Here is a 26,591-nt window from a genome sequence, read left to right as displayed (position 1 = left end):
GTTTTTGTGGACAGAAAAATTTAACCAGCAATGAAAAAGATCAGCATCATTCTGGGTCTGATGGCCCTTGTATCGCTCGGTTCCTGTGCGCGCAGAGCGTGTCCGGCTTATGACAGCCACCTGCAGCAGAAACAACCGGTTTCGACCGAACAACTCGCTTAATCAGCAGGCAGCGTTTACCACCATTTTTGACGCTTCCAGCAGATTGGGAGCCTGTTGGTCGCCAACAGGAAGCTCCGGTATTTTATGTGTAATATGCACGGTTCGGACGCCCACCCGCTTGCCGGCCTGTATATCACGGGGTGCGTCGCCAATCATCCAGGATTGGCTGACGTCGATATTGTATTTGGCAATGGCTTTTTCCAGCATCAACGAATCGGGTTTCCGCAGCAGCGACTGTGAATCGAAATCGGGGTGGTGCGGGCAATAATAAATGTCGTCGATCAGGTTGCCGCACTGATCCTGGAGGTACTGGTGACACCGCATGACATCGGTTCGCGAGTAAAGCCCGCGGGCAATTCCGGCCTGGTTGGTGACGACAATCAGCAAATAACCGGCGTTTTTCAGCATTCGCAGGCCTTCAACGACTCCCGTCGGAATAATAAAATCTTCAACCCGGTAAACATAGTCAGTCCGGTCTTCATTCAAAACGCCATCACGATCTAAAAAAATGCACTTGCTCATGTGTGTGGAATTGTGGGTTCCGATCGTAGTCCTATCAATATCGCCAATAATACATCATAAATAGTATTTTAAGCGAAACAACTAGAAATAAAAGAATAATTTTTCACATTTTGTTAACAAAAAGCGAAAAAGACCGCGTTTAGTAAGAGCGGTTCTATACGTTACAACGGGCGAGAGGTGATGAACGACATGATAAAACGGAGCTTTTTGATTTTGTGGTTGCTCAGCCTGGGTTGGCTCTTGCCTGCTCAGGCTCAGAAAATCATTCAGCGTGATCTTAATCCTCCTCAACGAATGGTGGATGGCGGTGGGCAGGTTACAAAAGTGGAGTACACCAACCATAAAATGATTGTCTATTTTGTGTCTGACAAGCAGACAAGGGCACCCCGCCCCCGGTTGCAGTATGCACACAGTTCTCAAACGGTATATGGCCCGGGCCATCCCAATTCCTGGCGGCTATACGATAAAAAGGGAAACCGTGAATATGCCCTGCTCTACGTTAAAAACATAAAGGCGGTTTTGGAAAATGGACAAATTGAAGAAGTCGCTATTTTAGACCAACCGGAGGCTGCCCAGTTTGATTTTGCAGTCAAAATCTCCTGTGAAGCGCATTTTGAACGACCGGGCAAAGGGGTGCAGTTGGTTGATCTGGTTGAAGAAGATGTCCGGTATTATCGGAATGGAACACATTCGCAACAACCCTACAATGTATATGACCTCCGGATACTGGCATACAAGGATGATATGCGAAATGCCAAACCGCCCGTCCGAAAACCGCCCGTAAAACCGACACCCAGGCCAACAACGCCACCCGTTCAAAAACCGGCCCCAAAATCGGTTCCGAAGGATTCGGTCGTGGCGCAGACTCTACCCAAAAAAGAAACGCCCAAACCGGCACCCGCCGAAAAAGTGGAGAACTTTGGCTCGAAGGTCGAAGCGGGCCGGACGTATCGGTTGAATAATCTGCTGTTCAAGCAGTCGGCGTATGAAATTGAACCAGAATCGTATCCTGAACTGGATTCCCTGCTGTCCATCATGACACAAAACCCAACAATGGAAATCGAACTGGCGGGTCATACCGACAATGTGGGCGATCCGAAGCTAAACGTGGCCTTGTCGCAGAAACGCGTTGATGCCGTCAAAAGTTATCTCACCAACAAGGGCATTGCGCCATCGCGGATTCAAACCCAGGCCTATGGAGGCAGCAAACCCATTGCAGATAATTCGCGCGAGGAAACCAAGCGATTGAACCGGCGGGTGGAGGTGAAAATTTTGAAGGAATAAGAGAGAATGATAAATTTAAAATGATGAACGCTAAATGTAAAAGTGCGAGGTGTCAGAAACACTTTTACATTTAGCGTTCATCATTTTAAATTTATCATTCTCTTACAGTGCCGCCAGATTTTCCTCCAGCGTTTTGATTTTCGCTTCGGCATCGGCGAGTTTCTGCCGCTCGCGGTCGATGACGTCCGGTTTGGCATTGGCGACAAATTTCTCGTTCGAGAGCTTTTTCAAAACCGACTCCAGAAATCCTTTGGTATAGGCTAACTCCTTTTCAATGTTCGCCCGTTCCTGCTCCACGTCGATTTCACCCGCGATGTTGACAAAAAACTCGACGCTTCGGATCATGAACGAAAGGCCATCCGCTTTTTCAGTCACGTAACTGATATCGGAAACCACCGCCAGCTTTCGAATCAAACCTTCCAAGGGCATAAACCGGTTTTTATCGTCGGTTTTGATGGCTACGGGTAACTCGGTTTTGGGATTGATCTGCTTGCTGTTGCGAACATTCCGAACGGTGGAAATGATCTCAAACAGCATGTCAAAGTCGGCCAGCAGCGATTTGTCGACGTTACCGGCGGTTGGATATTTCGATACGCAGATGCTTTCTCCCGGTTTTCGTTCACTGATTTCCTGCCAGATTTCTTCCGTAATGAATGGCATGAACGGATGCGCCAGCTTCATCAGCCGTTCGAAAAAGTCGATGGTCGCGTTATACGTCACCTTATCGATGGGCCGAACCTGATCTTGCTGTTCATACCCCGGTTTGATCATTTCGAGGTACTGCGAACAGAAATCATCCCAGATCAATTTGTAAACCGTATGCAGCGCATCCGACATGCGGTATTTGCTGAAATGATCTTCCAGGTCGATCAGCGTCTGGTTCAGTTTCGATTCAAACCACAAAACTGCCAACGGCGGCTCAACAACGGACGAATCCTGACTGACTGTCCAGCCTTTGACCAACCGAAACGCGTTCCAGATTTTGTTGCAGAAATTCCGGCCCTGCTCTACCAGTTTCTCGTCATACAGCAAATCGTTGCCCGCTGGTGAGCTGAACAACATGCCCGTCCGAACGCCGTCGGCCCCAAATTGATCGATCAAATCCAGCGGATCGGGCGAGTTGCCGAGCGATTTCGACATTTTTCGGCCCTGCTTATCCCGCACAATGCCCGTCAGATAGACATTTTTGAACGGTTCACGGCCCTGGTATTCGTACCCGGCGATAATCATGCGGGCCACCCAGAAAAACAGAATTTCGGGGGCTGTTACCAGATCGTTGGTCGGGTAATAATAATCGAGGTCGCCCGGTGCGGCTTTCGGGTCGTTGGGGTCGTAAGAAGGCTTGAAAACCGCCATGGGCCAGAGCCACGACGAAAACCAGGTGTCCAGCACATCCTCATCCTGCGTCAGATCCGCTTCACTCAACGCAAACAACTGGTATTTTTCGCGGGCAATCCGCAGGGCTTCCTTTTTGGTTTTCGCCACGATAATCCGCCCGTCTTTCATGTAAAAAGCCGGGATCTGGTGGCCCCACCACAACTGGCGGCTGATGCACCAGTCGTGAACGTTCTCCATCCAGGAACGGTACATGTTCTTGAACTTGGCCGGATGCAGTTGAATCGTGTCATTCAGGACATTTTCCAGTGCTGGTTTCGATAAATCGCCCATTTTTAGAAACCACTGCAACGACAGTTTCGGCTCGATGACCGCGTTGGTGCGCTCCGAGAATCCGACGTTCGATTTGTAATCCTCCGCAATGACCAGGTGGCCGGTTTCTTCCAATTGCTTGATGATGGCTTTCCGGGCAGCAAAGCGATCCACACCGACGAAAATCTGCGCCTTTTCGTTCAACGTACCGTCGTCGTTCAGAATGTCGATAACGGGCAGGTTGTGTTTTACGCCCAGGGCGTAGTCATTCGGATCGTGGGCGGGCGTTACTTTCAAACAGCCCGTACCAAAATCCATTGTCACATACTCATCTGTAATGATGGGAATGGCGCGGTTAATCAACGGAATCAGGACCTTTTTGCCGTGCAGGTGAGCATAGCGCTCGTCGTCCGGATGAACGGCAATCGCGACATCGGCCATGATGGTTTCCGGGCGAACCGTCGCAATGGTCACATAGTCTTTTTCGAGCGTCGGCCCGGCACCGTCTGAATGGCTACCCTGAATTTCATACCGGATGTAGCACAGTTTCTGCTGCACTTCTTTGGTAATCACTTCCTCATCCGAAACCGCCGTCCGGCCCTGCGGGTCCCAGTTCACCATCCGGATGCCGCGGTAAATCTGGCCTTTGTTGTATAAATCGACGAACGTTTCGATCACGGCGTCGTAGAGCGCCGGTTCCATCGTAAACCGCGTCCGGTCCCAGTCGCAGGACGCACCGAGCTTGCGGAGCTGCGTCAGGATGATGCCGCCATATTTATAAGTCCACTCCCAGGCATATTCCAGAAATTTCTCCCGGCCAATCGACAACTTGTCGATCCCGCGTTCCTTCAACATGGCCACGACTTTCGCTTCAGTTGCAATCGACGCGTGGTCCGTACCGGCAACCCAGCAGGCATTTTTGCCTTCCATCCGGGCTTTCCGCACCAGCACATCCTGAATCGTATTGTTCAGCATGTGTCCCATGTGCAGCACACCCGTTACGTTCGGGGGGGGAATGACGATGGTATACGGTTCGCGGTCGTCGGGCGTGGAATGAAAAAAGCGGTTTTCCAGCCAATATTGGTACCACTTGGCCTCGATGTCTGTGGGATTATACGTCTTCGAAATCATGTCAATGAGATGTGAGAGGCTAGACAAGAGAGTAAAGACTTAACGCTTTGGATAACTCTTTACTCTCTTGTCTCAGCTCTCTTGTCTTTTTCTCCACAAAATTAGTCAATTCAGAACGGGCGCGAAAACGAAATACCGAGTTTGCTAGTTTTACGTTCAAACGACCATCTCTTTACGCGTATGGACTTTGGAAAACTGCCCTCCGTCGACCGGGTCGACTTCACGTTGCCGCCCGATTCGCCGTTCAACCAGACGATTTGGGACAAGGTCGAGCCGACGGCGGTTCCGGAAGTGTACATCGGTGGACCGATCTGGGCCAATAAAAACTACGTCGGCCGGATTTACCCCTCGCAAACCAAAGAACGGGATTTCCTATATCACTATACCCGGCAGTTTAACACCATCGAACTGAACAGTACCCATTACCACAGTCCGACGCCGGGCATGATCGAGAAGTGGAAAACAGAAGCCGCCGGCTCGCCGATTCGCCCCCGGTTTGTGTATTGCCCGAAATTTCCGCAGGCCATCAGCCACGATCGCGCCCTGGTGGCGGCTGAATCGCTGACCGAAGAGTTTGTCAATGCGGTTTTGAGTCTGGAAGAGTTTCTGGGAACGACATTCCTGCAATTGCCGCCCACGTTCGGGCCGGACAAATGGCCGGTTCTGGAAACCTACCTGAAAAACCTGCCCGACGATCTGGAAGTGGCCGTCGAGTTCCGGCATCCCGACTGGTTTGCCAAGCCCGAAATCTGGCAGCGGACCCTCGAACGGCTGCACGTGCTTCACCGCGATCTGGTGATCACGGACGTAGCCGGACGGCGCGATGTCATGCACATGAGCCTGACCAGCCCGCGGCTGGTGCTGCGGTTTGTCGCCAACGAAGGTCATCCCACTGATTATGAACGCGCCGATGCCTGGGTCGAGCGATTGAAAACCTGGTTTCAAAACGGCCTGCAAACCGCCTACCTTTTCATCCACGGCGGGGGCGACAACGACACCGCGCCCGAACTGATTCGCTACTGGGTTCGGAAACTCAACGCGGTTTGCGGCTTGAATTTGCAGGAGCCAACCATCCGGCCGGAGGTTGTGCAGGGAAGTCTGTTCTAGCCAATGAATTGATAGTGAATGGTCCCAGTCGGCAAAAAGTATAAAAGAACAGCGCGGTTAATTAGACCTAAATTGACATATTTACAATTCGGATCATTGTATCAACTCCTAAACCCATCCGAATACGGTTAAGCGTGAAAAAAGCATTCCTTGTTATTATTTTGACCGGTTTTATCGGTGGATTCCGTAGTTATGCCCAAGATTGTATTCTGGGGTATCAGACTAAAATGGATCAGTTATTACCAATAGCGGCCATCCAAAAACATTACAAGGGCGATCTGTCGAAAGCGGAATTAAAATACCGCAAATCAGAGCCTAAATATGCCAAACGAGATACCTACGAGTATGTCTGGAAAAGTGGCCGAACCCGTAAAATGACCGTTGCAGGGCGCGAAATGGACGTTCCGGATCATAACCGAATCGGCCTGTGCTGGATCAACGAAGTGGATAGCAAGCGTTATCCGGATCCGGTCAAGTATTTCAAAAACTTTTATCGCACCGCCACGGAAGCCGAAAAACAACAAGCCGCAGCGTTGATTGATAAAAAACTCAAGGAGAAGGGAGTTTCCACCGCCGAACAGGCCACAGGCAATGCGGTTGGGAATACCGTACTGAATACGCAAGGCTACGAAACCATAACCGGTGTGGGTGATGCCGCAGCCTGGGATTTAACAGGTAGCCAACTGGTCGTTCTGAAGGATCGTACAACATTCAAGGTGATTTCTTCCGTTGGTACGGATGTAAAAGCCAACCAGGAATTGGCGAAGAAACTGGCTGGCGAGATTTTGGCAACCTGCAAGTAATTTTGAATTTAGCATCAGCCGGTTTACATTTGTCCCATGAATCCCACAAAAACCGTTCGCAACCATCATCATTCTGTCTGTTAGCACGGCAGAACGGATGCGTTTTTGGGGTTGAACAAGAAACAACGAATTCCCGATACCAAACCCGGTTCTGCCACGAGCCGGGTTTTTTGTTATGAAAACCGTCATTATCAAATACAACGCCGGCAACGTGCAGTCAGTCATGTATGCCCTGGAGCGCATCGGCGCCAGTTACCTGCTGACCGACGACGAAGCCGAAATTCGCTCGGCCGACAAGGTGATCTTTCCCGGCGTGGGCGAAGCCAGTACGGCCATGGCGTATCTGCGGCAGCGTGGGCTGGACAAAGTGATTCCGTCGCTGAAGCAGCCGGTTTTGGGGACCTGCGTGGGCATGCAATTGCTCTGCCGGTACTCCGAAGAGGGAAATACAACCTGTATGGGCGTTTTCGATGTCGATGTCCGGCGGTTTCCGGCTACACCCGGTTTCAAAGTGCCGCACACGGGCTGGAACAACCTGACCACGATGCAGGGGCCGCTAACCGAAGGATTGACGGAAAACCCGTATGTTTATTTCGTCCACAGCTATTGCGCCGACGTTTGCCCGCAAACCATCGCCGTCTGCGACTATGTTCGTCCGTTCAGCGCGATGTTGCACCGGGATAATTTTTATGCCGCCCAGTTTCACGCCGAAATCAGCGGAAACGTCGGTCAGCGAATTTTGGAGAATTTTTTGGATGTAGACAAGAGAACTTAGACAAGAGAATAGAGACTTTATTCTCATCATTTTTGTCTATTCTCTCTTGTCTCAACTCTCTTGTCTATTATGTACATTATACCCGCCATCGACCTCATTGAAGGCAAAGCCGTCCGGCTGACGCAGGGCGATTACAACCAGAAAAAAGAATACAATGCCCGACCACTCGAAGTGGCACAACAGTTTGAAGACGCCGGTTTGACCCGTTTGCATCTGGTCGATCTGGACGGCGCGAAGGAAAAACGCGTCGTCAACTGGAAAGTGCTGGAGCTGATTGCCGCCAAAACCCGGCTGCACATCGACTTTGGTGGTGGCGTACAGTCCGACGAGGATTTGCGGATGGTTTTTGAATGTGGTGCCAAACAGGTAACGGGTGGAAGCATTGCCGTTAAAAAACCGGACGTTTTTGAAAAGTGGCTGTCGCAGTTTGGCCCGGAAACGATCATTCTGGGGGCGGATGCGAAGAACGAGAAAATTGCTGTCAGCGGTTGGGAAGAGGATACGCAGGTCTGGGTGTATGACTTTGTGGAAAAGTATGTGGAAAAAGGCGTCAAATACATCATTAGCACCGACGTGGCTAAAGACGGTTTGCTGGAAGGGCCTTCGTTCGACCTGTACCGGAATTTGCAGGACCGTTTTCCCGATTTGAACATCATTGCCAGCGGGGGCGTCAGTGGCATGCAGGATCTGGAAGTACTGGCCGACATGAATCTGTTCGGCGTCATCGTCGGCAAAGCGATTTACGAAGGCCGGGTGACGTTGAAGGAATTATCGATGTTTTTAAAATGATTTATTACACAGGGTTTATCAGAGGAAATCAGAGTCTATCAGAGAAAACATTTAAAATAAATCTCTGATAGACTCTGATTTCCTCTGATAAACTCTGTGTAATAACCCTCAATTATGCTCACAAAACGCATCATTCCCTGCCTCGACATCAAAGACGGGCGGACGGTGAAAGGCACCAATTTCGTCAACCTGCGCGACGCAGGAGACCCCGTAGAATTGGGCGCGATTTACGCCCGCGAAGGTGCCGACGAACTGGTTTTTTTGGATATTACGGCCACGGTCGATGAACGGAAAACGCTGATCGAGCTGGTTCGGAAAGTGGCCCATACTGTCAATATTCCGTTTACGGTCGGGGGCGGTATTTCATCCATTGCCGACGTTTCGGCCCTGCTCAACGCCGGAGCCGACAAAATTTCGATCAACTCGTCGGCGGTTCGGAATCCGGATCTGGTCGATGAACTGGCGCAGGAGTTTGGGAGTCAGTGTATTGTGGTGGCCATCGACACCCGGTTTGTCAACGGCGAACACATCGTTCACACGCACGGTGGTCGTCGGCCGACCGAACTGCGTACCCTGGCCTGGGCGAAAGAAATCGAAAACCGGGGCGCGGGCGAAATCCTGCTGACCTCAATGGATACCGACGGAACCAAAGCCGGTTTTGCCATTGAGCTGACGGCGCAAATTTCGGGCGTGGCAAACATTCCCGTCATTGCGTCGGGTGGAGCCGGATCGATGGAACATTTTGTAGAGGTATTCACAACCGGCAAAGCCGATGCGGGCTTGGCAGCCAGTATTTTTCACTTCAAAGAAATCGAAATACCGGCTCTGAAACGGTTTTTGAGCCAGCAGGGAATTCCGATGCGAACGACAGCTTAAGGTTAGAATTACGAAAATTATGAACATTGACTTTTCAAAAAATACCGACGGCCTGATTCCCGCCGTCATTCAGGACGCCGAAACCGGGAAAGTGCTGATGCTGGGCTACATGAACGCGGAAGCCTACGAAAAAACCGTACAGGAAAACATTGTGACGTTTTTTAGCCGCAGCAAGCAACGCCTGTGGACTAAGGGCGAAACGTCCAATAACTTTCTGCACGTTAAAGAGATGCTAGTCGATTGCGACGGTGATACGCTGCTCATCAAAGTGCATCCCGCTGGGCCCACCTGCCACACCGGTGCCGACACGTGTTTTGACGAAGTGAATCAGGGGAAAGGATTGTTTCTCAATTATTTACAGGGGATTATCCGGGATCGGAAGCAAAATCCGACGGAAAAATCATATACCTCGTCGCTCTTCAAGAAAGGCGTCAACAAAATTGCCCAAAAAGTGGGTGAAGAGGCCGTTGAACTGGTGATCGAAGCCAAAGATGACAATGCCGACCTGTTTAAGGGCGAAGCTGCCGACCTGCTCTATCACTATTTAATTCTGCTCGAACAGAAAAATATTGATCTGGACGAGGTGATTGCGGTATTGCAGCAGCGACATACCAAATAATTTGGCAAACAATGGTTTAAAGTTTCCGGTTTGAAGATTGGAGTTGCTTATTTTTTCATACAACTTTAGACGTCAAACTTTAATCTTTAAACGCACTATGGGTCTTATCATACGTATTCTAATCAGCGCCGTCGCTGTTATTGTGGCCAGTTATGTCATTCCGGGGGTCGGTGTCGACGGTTTCGGCACGGCTTTGATTGTCGCCATTGTACTGGGTTTGCTCAATGCCTTTTTGAAGCCCATTCTGGTTTTTCTGACCATTCCCATCACGATCATCACGCTGGGGCTGTTTTATCTGGTCATCAACGTGCTGATGGTATACCTGACGGATTATCTGGTAGGCGGTTTTCAGGTCAGTGGATTCATCGCTGCGTTGTTGTTCAGTATTCTGGTATCCGTCGTAACCTGGCTGATCGACTCCATTGTCAGCTAATAACGCGTTGCTGTATTGAAAAAGTCAGGCTTTCCGGTCTGACTTTTTTGTTGGATACTGACAACTCATAACTTTTCTGAACCAGACCAGTTGTTAGGATGAATCATTAGATTTGCAGCCCCATGAAAAAACTACTCTCAATACTCCTTGTCATACAGGTTATTAGTATCCATCAAACCCGGGCACAGTGCGATCCGGCCACGCCCCAGCAAAATGCTGCCTACGAAAAGGTGGTGAAAGAATTGCAGAACCAGTTCCGGAAGAATCCACCGGCGGGCAACTGGCAGGTGTTCGACGAACGGCATTCGCTCGGCAAACTGGAGTTGAGTGATGAATACGGCAAGATTTTCCGCATCTGCGGAGATCGCTACGATCTGTCGTTCCAGCAGGCATCGGCTGCCAGCCAGCAAAAAGCCCGTGCGGATAGTGCCAAAGCCATCGGCGATACCATCACGCAACAGCAGCGGTCTTTTGTGATGAGCACGGATTCCGTTTACAAGGAAGCTGATCCGAACCGGACGACCGATCTGGCGCAATCGACGGTGGATATCAACGTTGAAATGAATGCCGGAAATTACCGGGTCGAAGAACCCATCAGCAACCGGTTTGCGGCTTCTTACAAAACCATTCCGGTCGACGGTGCCCCGTTGGCCCTCCAGATCATCCTGAAGCCCAATGATGCTGGCATTGCTGCCCGGCCCGAAACCGTGGTTTTGCTCGGCAACTGGAAAAATAACCTTCAGAAAAACCCGCGCGGAGACAAGCTCTACCATTACTCCTATAAAAAAGGCGGTACGTTGATCGAAAACATGATCGTAACGATCAAGGCGCCCCTCGATGTGGCCAGCGAAATTGTGAAGAAAATCGACTGGCGGGCGCTCAGCAACACCCTGACGAAATAGTTGCCCGAAAAAGTACCGCGAAATCCCGTTTCACAATCGTATTTTTGTGGAATGAAAAGCATCGTCGTTTACTGCGGGTCAAACCCCGGATCGAATCCTGTCTATAAAGAAGTCGCCCGGGAATTGGGCGAGAAATTTGCGGAACGCGAAATCCGGCTCATCTACGGTGGCGGCAACATGGGCCTGATGGGCGCGGTTGCCGATGCCGTGATGACGAACGGTGGGCAGGTGACGGGCGTTATTCCCAACTTTCTGGCCGCCCTGGAAGTCGCTCACGAGACCTTGACCGAATTACACTTCGTTGAAACGATGCACGAGCGGAAGTTTAAGATGGTGCAATTTGCCAAAGGGGTGATTGCACTGCCTGGTGGCTATGGCACGTTCGACGAACTCTTCGAAATTCTGGCCTGGCGCCAGCTCCGACTCTACGAAGGCCCCGTTGGCGTTCTGAATGTCAACGGTTTTTACGATTTGCTCCTGCAGCAAATGGACCGCATGGTGAGTGATGGTTTCCTAAAAGCCGAAAACCGGGAATTACTTATCGTATCAGATTCGATCGACGAGTTGCTCATGAAGATTGAAGAATTCTGGGAACAGGCGATTTAAATGTCGTAATCGGTCGGCCCGGAGAATTGAACCAGCAGGAAAAAGGTGAAAGCTGCGATGAGTAACCAGCCTATTACCAGCCCCTTAATCAGGTAAATAAAGCCAAATACCAGGCCCGTTACGCACAACACCACGTTGATCAGTAACCGCACTAGTTCACGCGGGGATGACACCGTAGGGAATGGCGTATGTTTCTTTTTTCTTCTTTTAAAGGGATCCATCTCGGTAAATATAACTAAGAATATAAAGGTGAAAAAAATAGTTAATATAAACTGGATTTAGAAGGCTATTTTTATAAATAATCCTAGCAAAAAGCAGGCCGATAAATGAATGTGGCATTCGATTTGACTTAAACATGCGGTAAACTAATCCAGATTGCTTCTTCGTTCTACTTATATTAACTTCTACACCGTAGTCAATGAAATTTTGGGAACTTACGCTGACGGGGCTTCTAGGTATCACCATACCGATGGCTGTTGCGCAGCAGAATCCAGCCGCAAAGGCGGAAAGCCTGGGGAATCAGGTCAATTCGGAATATAATGAGGTTAATCCGGTCATTTCTCCCGACGGTCGGACTTTGTTTTTTGCCCGAATCAGCCACCCGCAGAATACGCACGGCAACAAAGGCAGTCAGGATATCTGGTATTCCGAGCTGGGGCCGGGTAATACCTGGGGACCTGCCAAACGGATGGCTCCGCCACTCAACAAGGATGAGTATAATTGCGCATATAGCATCACGCCCGACGGAAACACGATGCTGATCAAAGGGGCATATACGAACGGCACGTATGAAACGCGCGGTTTTTCGACCAGCAAACGAACCGCCACGGGCTGGTCGGCTCCGCAAAAGCTGAACATCCCCGGCTACGAAAAAATCAGCAAAGGTCAATACGATTGCGGCTATCTTTCGGCCGATGGCAAAGTGCTGGTGATGGCGTTTAGTGAAAAGAAAAACAGCAAGGAAGATGATGTTTACGTCAGTTTGCGGCAGAAAGACGGTTCGTGGAGTAAACCAATGAACCTCGGTTCCGAAATCAATACGGACGGCACCGAAACCACGCCGTTTCTGGCGGCCGACGGGGCTACCCTGTATTTCTCCAGCGACCGGCCCGGCGGTTCGGGCAGTAACGATATCTATGTTGCCAAGCGCGTCGACAAAACCTGGAAACATTGGTCGAAACCGGTCAATCTGGGTCCGGCTATCAATACCGATGGGTATGATGCTTATTATTCGGTGGCGGCTTCGGGCGAATATGCCTACATGACGAGTTTCAAAAACACGCTGGGCAAAGGCGATATTGTTCGGATCAAACTCATCGATACTGCCAATCCGAACGACAAAACCGCCCCACCTGCGACCAGCCCCGATCCGGTGGCATTGGTGAGCGGAAAAATAATTGACCAGAAAACCGGTAAACCCATTGAAGCCCGCGTGATTTACCAGACGCTGCCCGATGGACTCGAAGCGGGGGAAGCGACATCTGACCCGGTTACGGGCGAGTATAAAATCGTGCTGCCCTACGGCAAACAGTACAGTATGAGGGCTGTTGCACCCAATTTTATTTCCGAAGGCGGCAACATTGACCTGAGAGAAACGAAAGGTTTTCAGGAAATAAAAGGCAAAGAACTGACCCTGATTCCGATTGAAGTGGGTCGCGCCGTGCGGCTCAACAACATTTTCTTCGACGTCGGCAAAGCCGTGCTGCGTGACGAATCGTTCCCGGAACTGGATCGGATGGTAGCCACCTTCAACGAAAACCCGAAGATGATCATCGAAGTCGGTGGGCATACCGACAACACGGGTTCCAACGAAATCAACCTGAAACTCTCCCAGGATCGCGCCGATGCCGTTCGTGAATATTTCATCGGCAAAGGCATTGAACCCGACCGCGTCGCCAGCAAAGGCTACGGCGAAGCCAAACCCGTGGCCAGCAACGACACCGACGAGGGACGGCAAACCAACCGGCGCGTGGAGTTTGTGATCAAGAAGAAATAAGAGGCTGTTTCGCAGAGTTGAGCAGAGGAAATCAGAGTTAAGCAGAGAAATTTTTAATAAAACTCTGCTTAACTCTGATTTCCTCTGCTCAACTCTGCGAAATAACTTTTCGTTACAACTTACCCGGATACCCCGGATGCGCTTTCACCTTCCGGATTTGCCGCAGATGGCGGTCGACGTGGCCCCACTGGTAGATGTAAACCTGGTGCATATTGCGGGGTGAATTACCGGCTGCCGTGAATTCGAAATGAGCCCGCATGTCGGTTTTGGTCGTATCGGCATACGCAATAGCCTGATCGCGAAGCCGTTTGAAAAAGGTCAGGTTGTCTTTTCCCCGAATAAAACCTGTTGGTTTGGCGATGTCCGGCGCTTTGTGCGGGGTGTCCTCCATAATGAAATTAGTGTAATAGCTGTCGGGTCGGCTGGTCTGGTTCAGTTCGGGCTGCGGTTTGCTGCGGGCTCCGATGCTGATTTCCCGCGCCCAGATAATTTCCCAGAGTGCCAGGTGTTCCACCACCTCGGCAATCGACCAGCGTTCGGGCGTTTCGTGAAAATGCCATTGGGCGTCGGTTAGGTTTTCCGTTTCCCGAATCAGCTCATCGCGGGTGCGTTTCAAGTTTTCGACCGTATACTTCTGGTCGGCTGCGGTCCAGAGTCGGGATTGCGCCTGCGCAGAAACCGTTGCCAGGAAAAAGAGGAATGAGATCATTTGTTTCATGGTGTGAATGTATGTTTTGGTTGACGGAGCAAAACTACGGTGCGTTGAAACGGCGATATTGTAAAATTGCGACATTGTTCGGCAGAAAAAAGACTGGCATTGGAAAGCATTCTCCGGCCTAACCGTTCAGTCAAAACCTCCTGATTGATTGGTGGATACGATTTTAAAAGCCGTATACTTACCAGCCTTTACCAATCAAATCCTTAACCAAAAAGAGACATGGGACTTGCAGCACAATTCGAATCCATTGTTGAGCGGCAGCTTAATGTACATGCCGCCTGGGTGCCGGTTACAACACCGTATAAGCTCGGTGATTATGGCCTGATTTCCGACGGGGTATTTCAGAAATTAGGCAATATTCAGGATGATTTCGATGTCACTTTCACGGAGGGAACCGGGCCGGAAGCCACCCTGAGTTTTGTGTCGGATAACACCACCGTGGTCGATGCCAGCACGGGAGCCGCCATCAACCTGAATCCGCAGGGCGAGCTTCAAGCGAATGTTACCTACAAATTTCACCAGGACAAATCCTTTCTGGTCAAAGCGCCCATCATCACGGTCTCGGTGATCGAAAACGTGAATCAGGTCGCAAAGCAGCTCAAAAAAGCCGACGACTGGCGGAACAAGTTCAAAGTCGTGTTCCAGGTGTTCGTTGCGCAAAATCCCCTCATTCTGTCGACCGTCGAAGGCGGAACCGAAGTGACGATTGGCGCGGAAGGGAGTGCGTTAAAAACGTTCAATGTCGGAAGCGCATCGGCCGGTTTTAGTATGAAAACAACGAAAGAACTGGGCCTGAACATCAGCGGTAAAACCGGCGTTATTGCACTCGGCTTATTCAAGCTGAACTTCTTTAGCGGCAATACCGAATTCATGGGTGTCGGCGACGAAGGAAAGGTGGAGAACCTGAATGGGACCATTTTAACCGACGATCTCTGACCGGTGGGCAAACCGGACGTATAATCTGGCGGTGGGCAGTGGATAAAAAATCGAAATGCCGATTTATTTATCCACTGCCCACCGCCAGATTTGGATGCACCCGTCTTGACGCCCTATCTTCACGTTCCCATTTAGGGGGAAACGGAAACACGCGAACGGCCTTTTTGTAGCCTGAAAACCTGCATGGTGTATGATTTTGATTGTTGATGACAGGCCGGAAAATATTTTACCCTTAAAGAAAATTCTTGAGCTGCACAGCTTTTCGGTCGATTCGGCCGAATCGGGTGAGGAAGCCCTGAAAAAAGTGCTGAAAACCAACTATGCCGTTATCATTCTGGACGTTCAAATGCCCGGAATGGATGGGTTTGAAGTGGCCAACGCCATTGCCGGTTTCAGCAAAGCGAGAGATACCTCCATTATCTTTCTTTCGGCGGTCAATACCGAGAAAAAATTCATTACCAAAGGCTATACCTCCGGCGGTGTCGATTATTTAACCAAACCGGTTGATCCGGATATTCTGGTTTTAAAGGTAAAAACCCTGCATCGACTGTATAGACAACAGCAGGAGTTAAAAGAAACTCACACGTCTTTACAGAAGGAAATCGAAGTCCGAAAGCAGGCGCAGGAAGAAATTGCCGGGCGTATGCAGGAACTGCAATCCGTTCTGGCTTCGCTGCCGCAAATGGCGTTCACGATCGCACCGGATGGCCGGATTGAATACGTCAACGAGCACTGGTTTCAGTATTCCGTCGATTCAACGACGTTTCCGCAAACTCATGCCGACGATGACGTTTGTGAGGAGTGGGAAAATTATCTTAAAAACGGGATTGAATTTACGCGTGAAATCCGCCTGAAAGAATTGACAACGGGCGAGTATCGTTACCATCTGCTGCGCATCTTACCCATCAAAAAGCAGGGAGTACCGGTGCGCTGGGTTGGCACGTTTACGGATATTCACCCGCAGAAACTGGCCGCAGACCTGCTCGAACAAAAAGTAGAAGCGCGAACGAAAGAACTGCTGATTAAAAACCTGGAACTGGAAAGAAGCAACCACGAATTGCAGCAATTTACGTGGGTTGTTTCGCACGATTTAAAAGAACCGCTCCGGAAAATACAGATTCTGAACGATCTGATTAAAGAAAAATATTTAACCGGGAATGTTGAAGCAACTTCCTACCTCGACCGCTCCATTAATTCGTCGGCGCGGATGTCTACATTGATCAATGATTTGCTGGCCTATTCCCAATTATCAACGCCCGCCCTGTTTCAACCGACGGATCTGAACAGTTTACTGCAAGAAATCCTGGCCGATTTTGAGGACGTTATCAGCCGGAGCAAGGCCGTAATTACGGTCGATCCGCTGCCGGTACTGGATACCATTCCGGGGCGGATCCGTCAGGTTTTTCAAAATCTGATCAGCAATGCGCTGAAGTTTTCCAAAAAAGAAACCGCTCCGGTCATTCACATTCGGGCGGAATTGATCGAAGAAAAAGAAATTGATAGTAAACCCTCGCCCGATGGCAATTTTTGCCGCATTGTGGTGATTGACAATGGAATAGGGTTTGATGAAAAATTTATGGATCGCATTTTTGTGATTTTTCAGCGATTAACCGACCGGGCCAGCTACGAGGGAACCGGTATTGGCCTGGCCATTGCCAAGAAAAATATGGATAAACACAATGGACTGATTACTGCCCGAAGCCGGGTTAATGAAGGAAGTCAGTTTATTCTGATTCTTCCCGTCCATCAGGTCAACGAATAAAAGTATTCCTCAACGATAAGCGATTTTCAAGAGCATACCTATGCCGCAAACCCTATCCAACTCCGTCATCCGACAATTAAAAATTGTCTTTTCCATCTCCATATTCTTGCTGTTGATCAGTCTGGTGGCTTCATTTTACAGCACCCAGAAGTTGATCAGTAACTCCAAATTAGTCAACCATACCAACCAGATCCTGATTGAGTCCGAGAACATTATCTCGTATATGAAGGACGCAGAAACGGGTCAGCGGGGCTACCTGCTAACCCGTGACCCTTCGTTTTTGACGCCCTATAACGGCGCCTACGGAAAAGTCGAAGCAAGCCATAAAACCGTAACGGATTTAACCTTTGACAACCCGGCGCAACAAAAAAATCTGGTGCAGGTGAAAGCCTTGTACGATGCAAAATTTGACCAGATGCGTCGGATTATCGAGATGACCCGCCGGGTTAGAGGATTCGCCAGTGACACCGTTGCGCGTCATACGGAAATGATTCGGGGGAAAAAAATAATGGATGATCTTCGCGCCCTCGTCAATCGGATAAAAACGGATGAAAACAGCCAGCTCAACGAACGCCTGGAGCAGCAGCAAATTTACATTACCTATACGCCCTACTTACTCGTCGTGGCGGCTTTGGTCTCCATCCTGATTACGGCCAGTGCGTATATCCGCATAAAAAAGGATCTGGATACCCGCATTGCCCAACAGATAAAGGCTGAAGAAAAATACCGGGAAACCGCCGAACGGATTTCCGTTATGGAAGACATCACCTCCGACATTGCCGAAGGGAATTATGGGGCCCGGAGCCAGGATAACCGAGACGATGAGCTGGGCCAAATTGCCAAAGCACTCAATACAATGGCCGAGTCGCTGGAAACAACGTTTACGGATTTAAAAAACAGAAACTGGCTACAAGCCGGAACGGTCCAGTTAAACGAAGCCATTCGGGGCGAGCGAGATCTGGAAAAACTGGCGAACAACCTGATTGCTACGCTGACCAGCTACATCAACGCGCCCATCGGCACGGTTTACATTATTGATGATGATTCCAGCTTTAAACTGGCCGGAACCTATGCGGCAACCCAGGCACCGACTACCGTCAAGATCGGGGAAGGATTGATCGGTGAAGTCATCAAGAGTCAGAAACCCGTGATTATTCGCGACCTTCCACCGCAGTATATCAGCGTCAATTCGTCGCTGGGAAATACGCCCCCCGTCGCCCTGGTTATCGTTCCGCTGGTGTATGCTTACCGCTGTATTGGCGTGATCGAGATCGGGCTGTTGAAAAAACCGGATCCGTTGGAAGTCGAGTTTCTGGAAGCCAATCTGGAAACCATCGCCATTGGGGTCAATGCCGCGCTGGATTACGCGAAATTGCAGAACTTCCTGGAAGAAACGCAGGCCCAGTCGGAGGAATTGCAGGCCCAGCACAATGAGCTGGAAAACGTCAACGCGGAGCTGGAAGCGCAATCACTGAAGCTCCAGGCTTCGGAAGAGGAGTTGCGGGTGCAGCAGGAAGAACTGCAGCAAACCAACGCCGAACTCGAAGAACGGAGTTTTCTGCTGGAAGAAAAGAATGAAGAAATCCAGCGGAAAGCCGAAGAACTGGAGCTGACGACGCGGTATAAGTCGGAGTTTCTGGCCAATATGTCGCACGAACTCCGGACGCCCCTCAACTCGATCCTGCTCCTGAGCCGGTTACTGGCCGAAAATAACGAGGAAAATCTGTCGGACGACCAGATCGATTACGCCAAAGTGATTCAGTCGTCCGGCAACGGTTTACTGGGCCTGATCGACGAAATTCTGGATCTTTCCAAGATCGAAGCCGGTCAGATGAAGCTCGAATATCTGGATGTTTCGATTCCCGAAATAACCGATGAGCTTCAGGCCCTGTTTGCTCCGCTGGCGAAAGAGAAGGGTCTTGATTTTACCATAACCGTCGAGAAAACGGTGCCTTCGGTCATTGAAACCGATAAAATGCGACTGGGGCAGATTCTGAAAAACCTGATTTCCAATGCGCTCAAGTTTACCTCAAAAGGCGGTATCACACTGACGGTAAAAAGGTTGACTCCGACGGATTCGACGCTCAGTTTTGTGGTGAAAGATACCGGGATTGGGATTCCACCCGAAAAACAGCAGCTTATTTTTGAAGCCTTTCAGCAAGCCGACGGGTCCACCAAACGAAAGTACGGCGGAACCGGTTTGGGCCTGTCCATTAGCCGCGAACTGGCGAAACTGCTGGGTGGCGAAATTGTACTTGCCAGCAAAGTGAATGAGGGAAGCGAATTCACTGTAAACATTCCGGTATCAGCTAAACCGTCGGATGCGATTTCGGGAAGTCCGGCCCCGTATGTAACCCGCAGCCCGGAGCCGACACCCGTCAAAGAGGTGGAACCGGCGAACAAATACCTCAGCACCACCATTCCGGAAAGCATCCCCGACGACCGCAACGCCATTACGGAGCGGGATAAAACCATTCTGATTGTGGAAGACGACACGAACTTTGCCAAATCGCTGCTTGATTACGCCCGCCGGAAAGGCTATAAAGGCATCGTGGCTGTTCGGGGGGACGAAGGGCTGAAACTGGCGGGCATCTACAAACCGCTCGGTATTTTGCTGGATATTCAGTTGCCCATCATGAGCGGCTGGCAGGTGATGGATGCGCTGAAAGCCGATCCGCAAACCCGGCACATTCCGGTGCACATCATGTCGTCGCACAAATTAAAAAATGAAAGTTTGCTGAAAGGAGCCGTCGATTTTGTGGATAAACCGGTGGCCTATGAGCAAATGCACGAAGTATTCAAAAAGATTGAATACGTATTGAACCGGACGAGCAAAAAGGTGCTGATTATTGAAGATAACCCCCGGCACGCCAAAGCATTATCGTATTTTCTCGAAACGTTTAATATTCATTCCGAATTGAGAAGCAACGTGTCGGAAGGCGTCACTGCCCTGCAACAGGATGAAATTGACTGCGTGATTCTGGATATGGGCATTCCGGATGTAAAAGCGTACGAAACGCTGGAAGAAGCCAAAAAAAATCCGGGTCTGGAAAATCTGCCGATCATCATCTTTACCGGCAAAAGCCTGTCATTGGCCGAGGAATTGAAAATCAAAAAATATGCTGACTCCATTATTATAAAAACCGCCCATTCCTACCAGCGCATGTTGGATGAAGTATCGCTTTTTCTGCATCTGGTGGAAGACACGAAAAAAAACGATTCAGTACACAGCGACTATAAAAAACTGGGCGCCTTGAGTCAGATACTGGCGAATAAAACCGTACTGATTGCCGACGATGACGTGCGGAATATCTTCTCGCTTTCGAAGGCGCTGGAGAACTATAAAATGAACGTCATCACGGCGCTGGACGGGAAAGAAGCGTATCAGAAATTGCAGGAAAATCCGGCGATCGATGTCGTTTTGCTGGATATGATGATGCCGCAGATGGACGGTTATGAAACCGCGAAAAAAATCCGGGAGAACTACCAGTGGAAGAACCTGCCGGTTATTGCCGTAACGGCCAAGGCCATGACCGGCGACCGGGAAAAGTGCATTCAGGCGGGGGCGTCCGATTACATCACCAAGCCGGTGGACATCGATCAACTGATGTCTTTGTTACGGGTCTGGCTCTATGAACGTTCCTGAAACGGGCTTTTCGCGGGATGAATAGAATTCAATAAAAAGGAGATCATGGGTAGAAAAAGGGTATTGATTATTGACGACGATTCACGGAATATTTTTGCCCTGAGCGCCACCTTACGGGCGAAAGCCTTCGATTGCATTTCGTGTACGAATGCACCAGATGCCCTCGACCTTCTGAAAACCGATGAAGAGGTAGACGTGATTCTGATCGATATGATGATGCCGGAAATGGACGGTTACGAAGCCATTCCGCGCATCAAAAACATCGAAAAGAGAGCCAAAACCCCCATTTTTGCGGTGACGGCGCAGGCCATGGTCGGCGACCGGGAAAAATGCCTGCGGGCCGGTGCGACGGAGTATATTTCGAAACCGGTGGATGTCGATCGGTTGTTGCAACTGCTGTCACGTGTTTAATCACTGGAGAATGATCGAAGAGGCTGACATTGATCTGGTGTTGAATGATCTGTTTGAAGTATACGGCTATGACTTCACCAACTACGCGCGGGCATCGTTGAAACGCCGGATAAGCCGGTTATTTCTGCTGGATAAGTTTCCCAGCTTTGCCGAGTTTCGATACCGCCTGAAGTCCGATCCGGGTTACCTGAAACGGGTGATCGAAGGGTTGACGGTAACGGTTACCGAAATGTTCCGGGATCCGCTGTTTTATAAAGCATTGCGAACGGAAATCGTACCGACCCTGGCGGCCAAACCGTTTATTCGGATCTGGCATGCGGGCTGTTCGACCGGGGAGGAAGTGTTTTCGATGGCGATTGTGTTGAAAGAAGCCAATTTGCTCCACAAATCCCTGCTATACGCCACCGATTTAAATCCGCAGGTTCTTGAAAAAGCACGTCGAGGGGTTTTTCCATTGGTTCAAATGAAACAGTACTCAGAAAATTACATCGAATCGGGGGGGCAAAATGACTTTTCGGCGTATTATACGGCGCAATACGGGCAGGTTAAATTTGAGGAATCATTAGCCGAAAAAATGATCTTTTCGACTCATAATTTAGTCTCTGACCGGTCTTTCAATGAGTTCGATCTTATTCTCTGCCGTAATGTGTTGATCTATTTCGACAAACAGTTGCAGGAACGAACGTTAAACTTGTTCGACGAAAGCATCGGAACGCTGGGTTATCTGGCGTTAGGCTCGAAAGAAACGTTGAATTTCTCATCCATTAAAGCAAAATACCGGCAGTTGAATAAAGAAAAAATATGGCGGAAAATAGGCTGACCACCTCTTTTAAAGCCGTCGTTATCGGCGGTTCGGCCGGGAGTATCGAAGTCTTGTTAAAATTACTTCCGGCCTTAGCTTCACCCTTGCCAGTGGCCCTTATGATCGTCCTGCATCGCAAAAATTCGACGGATTCGTCGCTGGCCGATCTGTTGTCTTCCAAAACGATGATTCCGCTTCACGAAGTCGAAGACAAAGATCCGGTACTTCCCGGGGCTATCTACCTGGCTCCGGCAGATTATCATCTTTTGATTGAAAAAGACGAAGTGTTTTCGCTGGATGATTCCGAGAAGGTAAACTACAGCCGTCCCTCGCTGGATGTGACGTTTGAATCGGCCGCCGATGTTTACGGTTCTTCGCTGGTCGGGATTCTTCTGTCGGGCGCCAATGCGGATGGCACCGCCGGATTGAATCTCATTAAAGCAAGGGGAGGGGTTCTCATTGCCCAGAAACCAGAAACGGCGCAAACCAGTTTTATGCCCCAGCACGCCATCCTGCATGCCCCCATCGACCGGGTGTTGGATATTGATGAAATGGCGGTTTTTATCAATTCACTCAACCGGCCCAACTAAGCGCAAACAAGTTTTATTGTTCCTCCACGTTGCCCGCACCCAATTCCTGAAACAACGTCTGCCAATACTGCGTCACGGCAGGATTATTTTCTTTCACCGACGCATTCGGTGCAAACGGCAGAATCATCGACACCTCCGGACTGCCAATCGTGTAGCGTTTCAATTGTTCGGCATCGGCTTTGGCCCAGCTATCGGCCTGCGCATTGTCTTTGGGGGGCGTTTTGTGAAAATTCCGGCGACCGGCACTGTACACGCTCTCGACCATGTCGCTGAGGTAATACACTTTGACGGTGGCACCGCTCTCGTTGGCTTTGGCAATTACGGGCAAGCTGGCCCAGATATCGGTTTCCTTGTTCGACGACGACGCGTTCGGTGCGGCCAGTTGCTGCAAAACGCGCTGACGGATGGCGGCTTTTTCACGGCCCAGCGACAAATCGAAGCTGGTTTGGGCGGCTTCGCGGTCGGTGGCGTTGGCACTGCTGATGTCTTCCATTTCGGAGCGGGCGGTCACCGACAAGGCGCGGGCTTTCGACGTGTTTTCGTGGATGAAATAGACGTCGAGTTTATCGCCCTTGTTGCGGATGTTTTGCTCGATGATCTCGTTAACCGCGCCCTGGTATTTCTGGGAAACAAAGGCTTTGTTGGCATTGACGCTGACGGATTTGTCGAGGAAAATCAGCGTGTAAAGCGGTTCGGCTTTCGCCGTGGTGGGGTCAGCTTCCTTGCTGTTGTCGGACGAGCAGGCTGCGAGTGTGAGGAGCAACACGCAGCTAAAAAGAAAATTTTTCATAAGAGCTTAACAGTCATCCGATTTCCGGGGCCAAATCGTCGGGCCGGTGAAGGATCGGAAAATGGTTTTTTGTAAAACGTCGCCTACGGTGAGTTGTTTGCCTTTGGGGTACCTAATCCGGAATAATTTGTACTTTATCTTTCAATATTTATCTGAAACACAGCTTTTTCCGGTTGACGGCGAAAACCGTGTTTCCGAAAATCAAATGTACCAACAAACTCTGTATCTTGCTTACTCTGCTGATTCATCAACCCCATCCTTACGGTATGAACCGCCTTTTTACCCGACTGTTCACGTTCGTCGTCGTCCTGGTTTCCCTTTCCCGCCTACAGGCCCAGGTCACCAATGCACCCGCCCGCAACGAAGGCGATGGCCCCCACAAACGACTCATCATCCGGGGCGTTACGCTCATCAACAGCACCGGTGCGCCCCCAATGGGCCCGGTCGACATTGTGGTGGAGAAAAACCGCATCACCCAGATCCGGCAGGTCGGCTATCCCGGTGTTCCGATCGACGCGGCCCGACGTCCGCAGGCTGGTGTGGGCGACAAAGAACTGAATTGCGAAGGCATGTATTTGATGCCCGGTTTTGTCGATATGCACGGCCACATTGGCGGCAAGGCGCAGGGAACACCCTCTGAATACGTTTTCAAGCTGTGGCTCGGCCACGGCATCACCACCATTCGCGACCCGTCGGCGGGCAACGGCCTCGACTGGGTGCTCGACCACCGGGGAAAAAGCGAACGCAATGAAATTACGGCCCCGCGCATCAAAGCCTATACGTCGTTTGGAATGGGGGCCAAAGAAACCATTTCGACACCGGAACAGGCCCGCGCCTGGGTGCGCGAAAACGCTAAAAAAGGAGCCGATGGCATCAAATTTTTTGGGGCCGAACCGGAAGTGTTCAAGGCGGCTTTGGAAGAAAACAAAAAACTGGGCCTGCGCTCGGCCTGCCACCACGCCCAACTGGAAGTAGCCCGGATGAACGCCCTGGCGACGGCCAAAGCCGGTCTGACGTCGATGGAACACTGGTATGGATTGCCCGAAGCGCTATTTGAAGACAAAACCATTCAGAGCTATCCCGCTGATTACAATTATAACAATGAGCAAAACCGCTTTGAGGAAGCCGGAAAACTCTGGCAACAAGCCGCCAAACCGGGAACCGAAAAGTGGAACAAGGTGATGGACGAACTGATTGCGCTCGATTTCACCATTGACCCGACGTTCAATATCTACGAAGCCAACCGCGAACTGATGCTGGCCCGCCGGGCCGAGTGGCACGACGAGTATACGCTCCCGGCCCTCTGGCGGTTTTACGGCCCCAGCCGGATTTCGCACGGTTCCTACTGGCACAACTGGGGGACCGAGCAGGAGGTTACCTGGAAACGCAACTACCAACTCTGGATGGCGTTTATTAACGAATATAAAAACCGTGGTGGCCGCGTCACGGCGGGTTCCGATTCCGGGTTCATTTACCAGCTCTACGGTTTTGCCTACATCCGCGAACTGGAACTGCTGCGCGAAGCCGGATTTCATCCGCTCGAAGTCATCCGGGCGGCCACGCTGAAAGGTGCCGAAGCCCTCGGGATGGCCGATCAGATCGGTTCCGTGGAAGTCGGGAAGCTGGCCGATTTCGTGATTACCGAAGAAAATCCGCTGGCGAACCTGAAGGTTCTGTACGGCACCGGTGCCATTCACCTGAACGACAAAAATGAAGTGACGCGGGTCGGCGGGGTAAAATACACCGTGAAAGACGGAATTGTCTACGACGCCAAGCAATTGCTGGCCGACGTGAAGAAGATCGTTGCCGACGCCAAACTGAAAGAAAACTTCGAAATCACGCAGCCCGGTGTGGCTCCGAAAGCCGGGAAACTGTCGGGTGGAAAACCGCAGGAGTAAGCCGGGAATTGGGGGCGCGTCTCCGTTTGAATTTTATTTCCAGCCAGAACCAGAGCGTTCGCTTGGTATCTGGCTGGTTTTTAATTTGTTAATGGCCTGAAGATAGTTTCATCAGAACGAGTCCGGCCACAATCAACCCGGCGGCTACGACGCGCGTAACGCTCACCTGTTCACCCAGAAAGGCTATTCCAAGAATGAATGCGCCAACGGCCCCAATGCCTGTCCAGATGGTATAGGCCGTTCCCAATGGTAACGTTCGCATCGCCAAGGCCAGCAATCCAAAACTGGCAATCATGGCAACGAGGGTAAGGATGGATGGCGTCAGGCGGGTAAAACCCTCCGACTGTTTCATGGAGTAGGCCCAAACGACCTCCAACAGCCCAGCGAAAACTAAATAAATCCAGGACATAGTTTAGAACTTTGTTTATAAACCGGGCCGTCCCGAATCCGTTTCCCACGATGGTGAGGTCGTCCTCTCTATCTTAAAAGCACTCCTTAAAAGACACGGCAAAGGTAATGCTTTTTAACCAGAGTGGGGTGGGGATACTTCCCCGCAATTATCATAAAGGCGTTTGGGCGCACCCGGCATTGGTTTATTTCGCCCTGGCGAATACTTCCCGCAGTGTTCCTGTCCAGCCTTCCTGCTGGTACGTATCGCCTTGTTTCGTAATCTTAAATTCGTTCTTCACGCCTTTCTGACTCACATCCCAGGAGAAAAATTCATTGGTTTCGGTCAACACCTTCCCATCGTACTGATACGTTCCGGCGCCCGCCCCATTGAACTGGCCGGTTTTGGGATTATAATACGCATACACGACCAGCGGATAACTGAAAATCTTCACGACGCTGATGCCTTTGTAGGGACCTTCGCCCAGGCGGGTTTTGCCCCAGGTTCCTTCCTGCATGAGCCAAACGCCTTCCAGTCCGTTGTTTTTCAGGGGTTCTTTGGGGGTTATTCGCTCGTCAATTTCACTGACTTCGTAGTTTTTATATTTCTCAGAGTTTAGAAAACCGGTTTGTTTAAATGCCTTTGAATCAACCTGATAATCCATGGCCAGTACGCTGCCCACGGCCGTCGAATCCCAAGAGTAGTAGGCGATTTTCTCCAGATATTTGCTGTCTTTCAACTCATACGTACCTCCGCCGACGCCATCGAAGGCCTTTCGTCCGCGCCGGTTGTCGTCATACCAGCCCGCAAACCAGTAACCATCTTTAAAAACCTTGATCACCGTGACCGAATCACGGGTGCGCCACTCGGTCATCGTACCGAATTTGTAGCGCGTCTGGCGGTAAGCGCCATTGAGTTTGCTAACCGGCTCGTCGGCTATTAAAGCACTCAGAACACCCAGGAAAAACAGAAATACCAGCTTTTTCATCGTCATACAG

The 26,591-nt window shown here is 50.5% G+C and carries 26 protein-coding genes; 19 read left to right on the top strand and 7 right to left on the bottom strand.

Features of this window, described 5'->3' with window-relative positions; translation table 11 throughout:
- The first annotated feature begins 30 nt into the window (after positions 1–30).
- Positions 31–162, top strand: a complete 132-nt coding sequence (locus tag ACS5NO_RS18885) for a hypothetical protein (RefSeq protein WP_255472175.1) — start codon at positions 31–33, stop codon at positions 160–162.
- On the opposite strand, the gene ACS5NO_RS18880 is transcribed toward ACS5NO_RS18885, so the two are convergent.
- On the bottom strand, positions 163–684 hold the full coding sequence (locus tag ACS5NO_RS18880; RefSeq protein WP_439416591.1) for a D-glycero-alpha-D-manno-heptose-1,7-bisphosphate 7-phosphatase: 522 nt from the start codon (positions 682–684) through the stop codon (positions 163–165).
- A 180-nt stretch (positions 685–864) separates the two neighbouring features.
- On the opposite strand from ACS5NO_RS18880, the gene ACS5NO_RS18875 reads away from it, so the two are divergent.
- Positions 865–1,968: an OmpA family protein gene (locus tag ACS5NO_RS18875; protein ID WP_439416590.1), complete on the top strand. Its 1,104-nt coding sequence runs from the start codon at positions 865–867 to the stop codon at positions 1,966–1,968.
- A gap of 102 nt (positions 1,969–2,070) precedes the next feature.
- On the opposite strand, the gene ACS5NO_RS18870 is transcribed toward ACS5NO_RS18875, so the two are convergent.
- Positions 2,071–4,746, bottom strand: a complete 2,676-nt coding sequence (locus tag ACS5NO_RS18870) for a valine--tRNA ligase (RefSeq protein WP_439416589.1) — start codon at positions 4,744–4,746, stop codon at positions 2,071–2,073.
- 180 nt (positions 4,747–4,926) lie between these two features.
- On the opposite strand from ACS5NO_RS18870, the gene ACS5NO_RS18865 reads away from it, so the two are divergent.
- From ACS5NO_RS18865 to ACS5NO_RS18825, 9 genes are all read left to right on the top strand, one after another.
- Complete coding sequence (locus tag ACS5NO_RS18865; protein ID WP_439416588.1) at positions 4,927–5,853, top strand: DUF72 domain-containing protein; 927 nt, start codon at positions 4,927–4,929, stop codon at positions 5,851–5,853.
- A gap of 227 nt (positions 5,854–6,080) precedes the next feature.
- Entirely contained in the window at positions 6,081–6,656 is a 576-nt protein-coding gene (locus ACS5NO_RS18860) for a hypothetical protein (protein WP_439416587.1), read from the top strand.
- A 175-nt stretch (positions 6,657–6,831) separates the two neighbouring features.
- Entirely contained in the window at positions 6,832–7,431 is a 600-nt protein-coding gene (gene hisH, locus ACS5NO_RS18855; RefSeq protein WP_439416586.1) for an imidazole glycerol phosphate synthase subunit HisH, read from the top strand.
- Positions 7,432–7,500: 69 nt separating this feature from the next.
- A complete protein-coding gene (hisA, locus tag ACS5NO_RS18850; protein WP_439416585.1) occupies positions 7,501–8,220 on the top strand; it encodes a 1-(5-phosphoribosyl)-5-[(5-phosphoribosylamino)methylideneamino]imidazole-4-carboxamide isomerase in 720 nt (239 codons plus the stop codon).
- 114 nt (positions 8,221–8,334) lie between these two features.
- Positions 8,335–9,096, top strand: a complete 762-nt coding sequence (hisF, locus tag ACS5NO_RS18845) for an imidazole glycerol phosphate synthase subunit HisF (protein ID WP_439416584.1) — start codon at positions 8,335–8,337, stop codon at positions 9,094–9,096.
- Positions 9,097–9,115: 19 nt separating this feature from the next.
- Positions 9,116–9,715: a bifunctional phosphoribosyl-AMP cyclohydrolase/phosphoribosyl-ATP diphosphatase HisIE gene (gene hisIE / locus ACS5NO_RS18840; protein WP_439416583.1), complete on the top strand. Its 600-nt coding sequence runs from the start codon at positions 9,116–9,118 to the stop codon at positions 9,713–9,715.
- Between the two features lie 97 nt (positions 9,716–9,812).
- Entirely contained in the window at positions 9,813–10,148 is a 336-nt protein-coding gene (locus ACS5NO_RS18835; protein WP_114407755.1) for a phage holin family protein, read from the top strand.
- 122 nt (positions 10,149–10,270) lie between these two features.
- On the top strand, positions 10,271–11,050 hold the full coding sequence (locus ACS5NO_RS18830; protein WP_439416582.1) for a hypothetical protein: 780 nt from the start codon (positions 10,271–10,273) through the stop codon (positions 11,048–11,050).
- Between the two features lie 51 nt (positions 11,051–11,101).
- On the top strand, positions 11,102–11,656 hold the full coding sequence (locus tag ACS5NO_RS18825) for an LOG family protein (protein WP_439416581.1): 555 nt from the start codon (positions 11,102–11,104) through the stop codon (positions 11,654–11,656).
- On the opposite strand, the gene ACS5NO_RS18820 is transcribed toward ACS5NO_RS18825, so the two are convergent.
- The gene (locus ACS5NO_RS18820) at positions 11,653–11,829 is read right to left on the bottom strand and encodes a hypothetical protein (protein ID WP_439416580.1); all 177 of its coding nucleotides are present in this window, start codon (positions 11,827–11,829) and stop codon (positions 11,653–11,655) included. The genes ACS5NO_RS18825 and ACS5NO_RS18820 overlap by 4 nt on opposite strands.
- A 296-nt stretch (positions 11,830–12,125) precedes the next feature.
- Between ACS5NO_RS18820 and ACS5NO_RS18815 the strand changes: the two genes are divergently transcribed.
- Complete coding sequence (locus ACS5NO_RS18815; RefSeq protein WP_439416609.1) at positions 12,126–13,652, top strand: OmpA family protein; 1,527 nt, start codon at positions 12,126–12,128, stop codon at positions 13,650–13,652.
- A gap of 112 nt (positions 13,653–13,764) precedes the next feature.
- On the opposite strand, the gene ACS5NO_RS18810 is transcribed toward ACS5NO_RS18815, so the two are convergent.
- Positions 13,765–14,370: a DinB family protein gene (locus ACS5NO_RS18810; protein WP_439416579.1), complete on the bottom strand. Its 606-nt coding sequence runs from the start codon at positions 14,368–14,370 to the stop codon at positions 13,765–13,767.
- 219 nt (positions 14,371–14,589) lie between these two features.
- Here ACS5NO_RS18810 and ACS5NO_RS18805 point away from each other — a divergent pair, with 219 nt between their 5' ends.
- From ACS5NO_RS18805 to ACS5NO_RS18780, 6 genes are all read left to right on the top strand, one after another.
- Entirely contained in the window at positions 14,590–15,306 is a 717-nt protein-coding gene (locus tag ACS5NO_RS18805) for a hypothetical protein (RefSeq protein WP_439416578.1), read from the top strand.
- A gap of 190 nt (positions 15,307–15,496) precedes the next feature.
- Positions 15,497–17,068, top strand: a complete 1,572-nt coding sequence (locus ACS5NO_RS18800; RefSeq protein WP_439416577.1) for a hybrid sensor histidine kinase/response regulator — start codon at positions 15,497–15,499, stop codon at positions 17,066–17,068.
- A gap of 40 nt (positions 17,069–17,108) precedes the next feature.
- Positions 17,109–20,714 (top strand): response regulator, encoded by a 3,606-nt coding sequence (locus ACS5NO_RS18795; RefSeq protein ID WP_439416576.1) that lies wholly within the window; start codon positions 17,109–17,111, stop codon positions 20,712–20,714.
- 45 nt (positions 20,715–20,759) lie between these two features.
- Positions 20,760–21,125, top strand: coding sequence for a response regulator (locus tag ACS5NO_RS18790; RefSeq protein WP_439416575.1), 366 nt, complete (start codon positions 20,760–20,762; stop codon positions 21,123–21,125).
- 10 nt (positions 21,126–21,135) lie between these two features.
- Complete coding sequence (locus tag ACS5NO_RS18785; RefSeq protein ID WP_439416574.1) at positions 21,136–21,945, top strand: CheR family methyltransferase; 810 nt, start codon at positions 21,136–21,138, stop codon at positions 21,943–21,945.
- On the top strand, positions 21,927–22,517 hold the full coding sequence (locus ACS5NO_RS18780) for a chemotaxis protein CheB (RefSeq protein ID WP_439416573.1): 591 nt from the start codon (positions 21,927–21,929) through the stop codon (positions 22,515–22,517). Before ACS5NO_RS18785 ends, ACS5NO_RS18780 begins: the two co-directional genes overlap by 19 nt.
- A gap of 13 nt (positions 22,518–22,530) precedes the next feature.
- Here ACS5NO_RS18780 and ACS5NO_RS18775 read toward each other — a convergent pair whose 3' ends face one another.
- A complete protein-coding gene (locus tag ACS5NO_RS18775) occupies positions 22,531–23,307 on the bottom strand; it encodes a hypothetical protein (RefSeq protein ID WP_439416572.1) in 777 nt (258 codons plus the stop codon).
- Between the two features lie 266 nt (positions 23,308–23,573).
- Between ACS5NO_RS18775 and ACS5NO_RS18770 the strand changes: the two genes are divergently transcribed.
- Positions 23,574–25,205 carry an amidohydrolase family protein gene (locus ACS5NO_RS18770; RefSeq protein WP_439416571.1) on the top strand — a complete coding sequence of 544 codons (1,632 nt, stop codon included), beginning with the start codon at positions 23,574–23,576 and terminating at the stop codon, positions 25,203–25,205.
- An 88-nt stretch (positions 25,206–25,293) separates the two neighbouring features.
- Here ACS5NO_RS18770 and sugE read toward each other — a convergent pair whose 3' ends face one another.
- Positions 25,294–25,614: a quaternary ammonium compound efflux SMR transporter SugE gene (sugE, locus tag ACS5NO_RS18765; protein ID WP_439416570.1), complete on the bottom strand. Its 321-nt coding sequence runs from the start codon at positions 25,612–25,614 to the stop codon at positions 25,294–25,296.
- Positions 25,615–25,798: 184 nt separating this feature from the next.
- Positions 25,799–26,581, bottom strand: coding sequence for a hypothetical protein (locus ACS5NO_RS18760; RefSeq protein WP_439416569.1), 783 nt, complete (start codon positions 26,579–26,581; stop codon positions 25,799–25,801).
- Positions 26,582–26,591 lie beyond the last annotated feature (10 nt).

It is taken from the genome of Larkinella fluvii, from assembly GCF_051857545.1.
GTDB lineage: Bacteria > Bacteroidota > Bacteroidia > Cytophagales > Spirosomataceae > Larkinella.
This window is presented reverse-complemented; position numbering and strand designations above follow the sequence as displayed.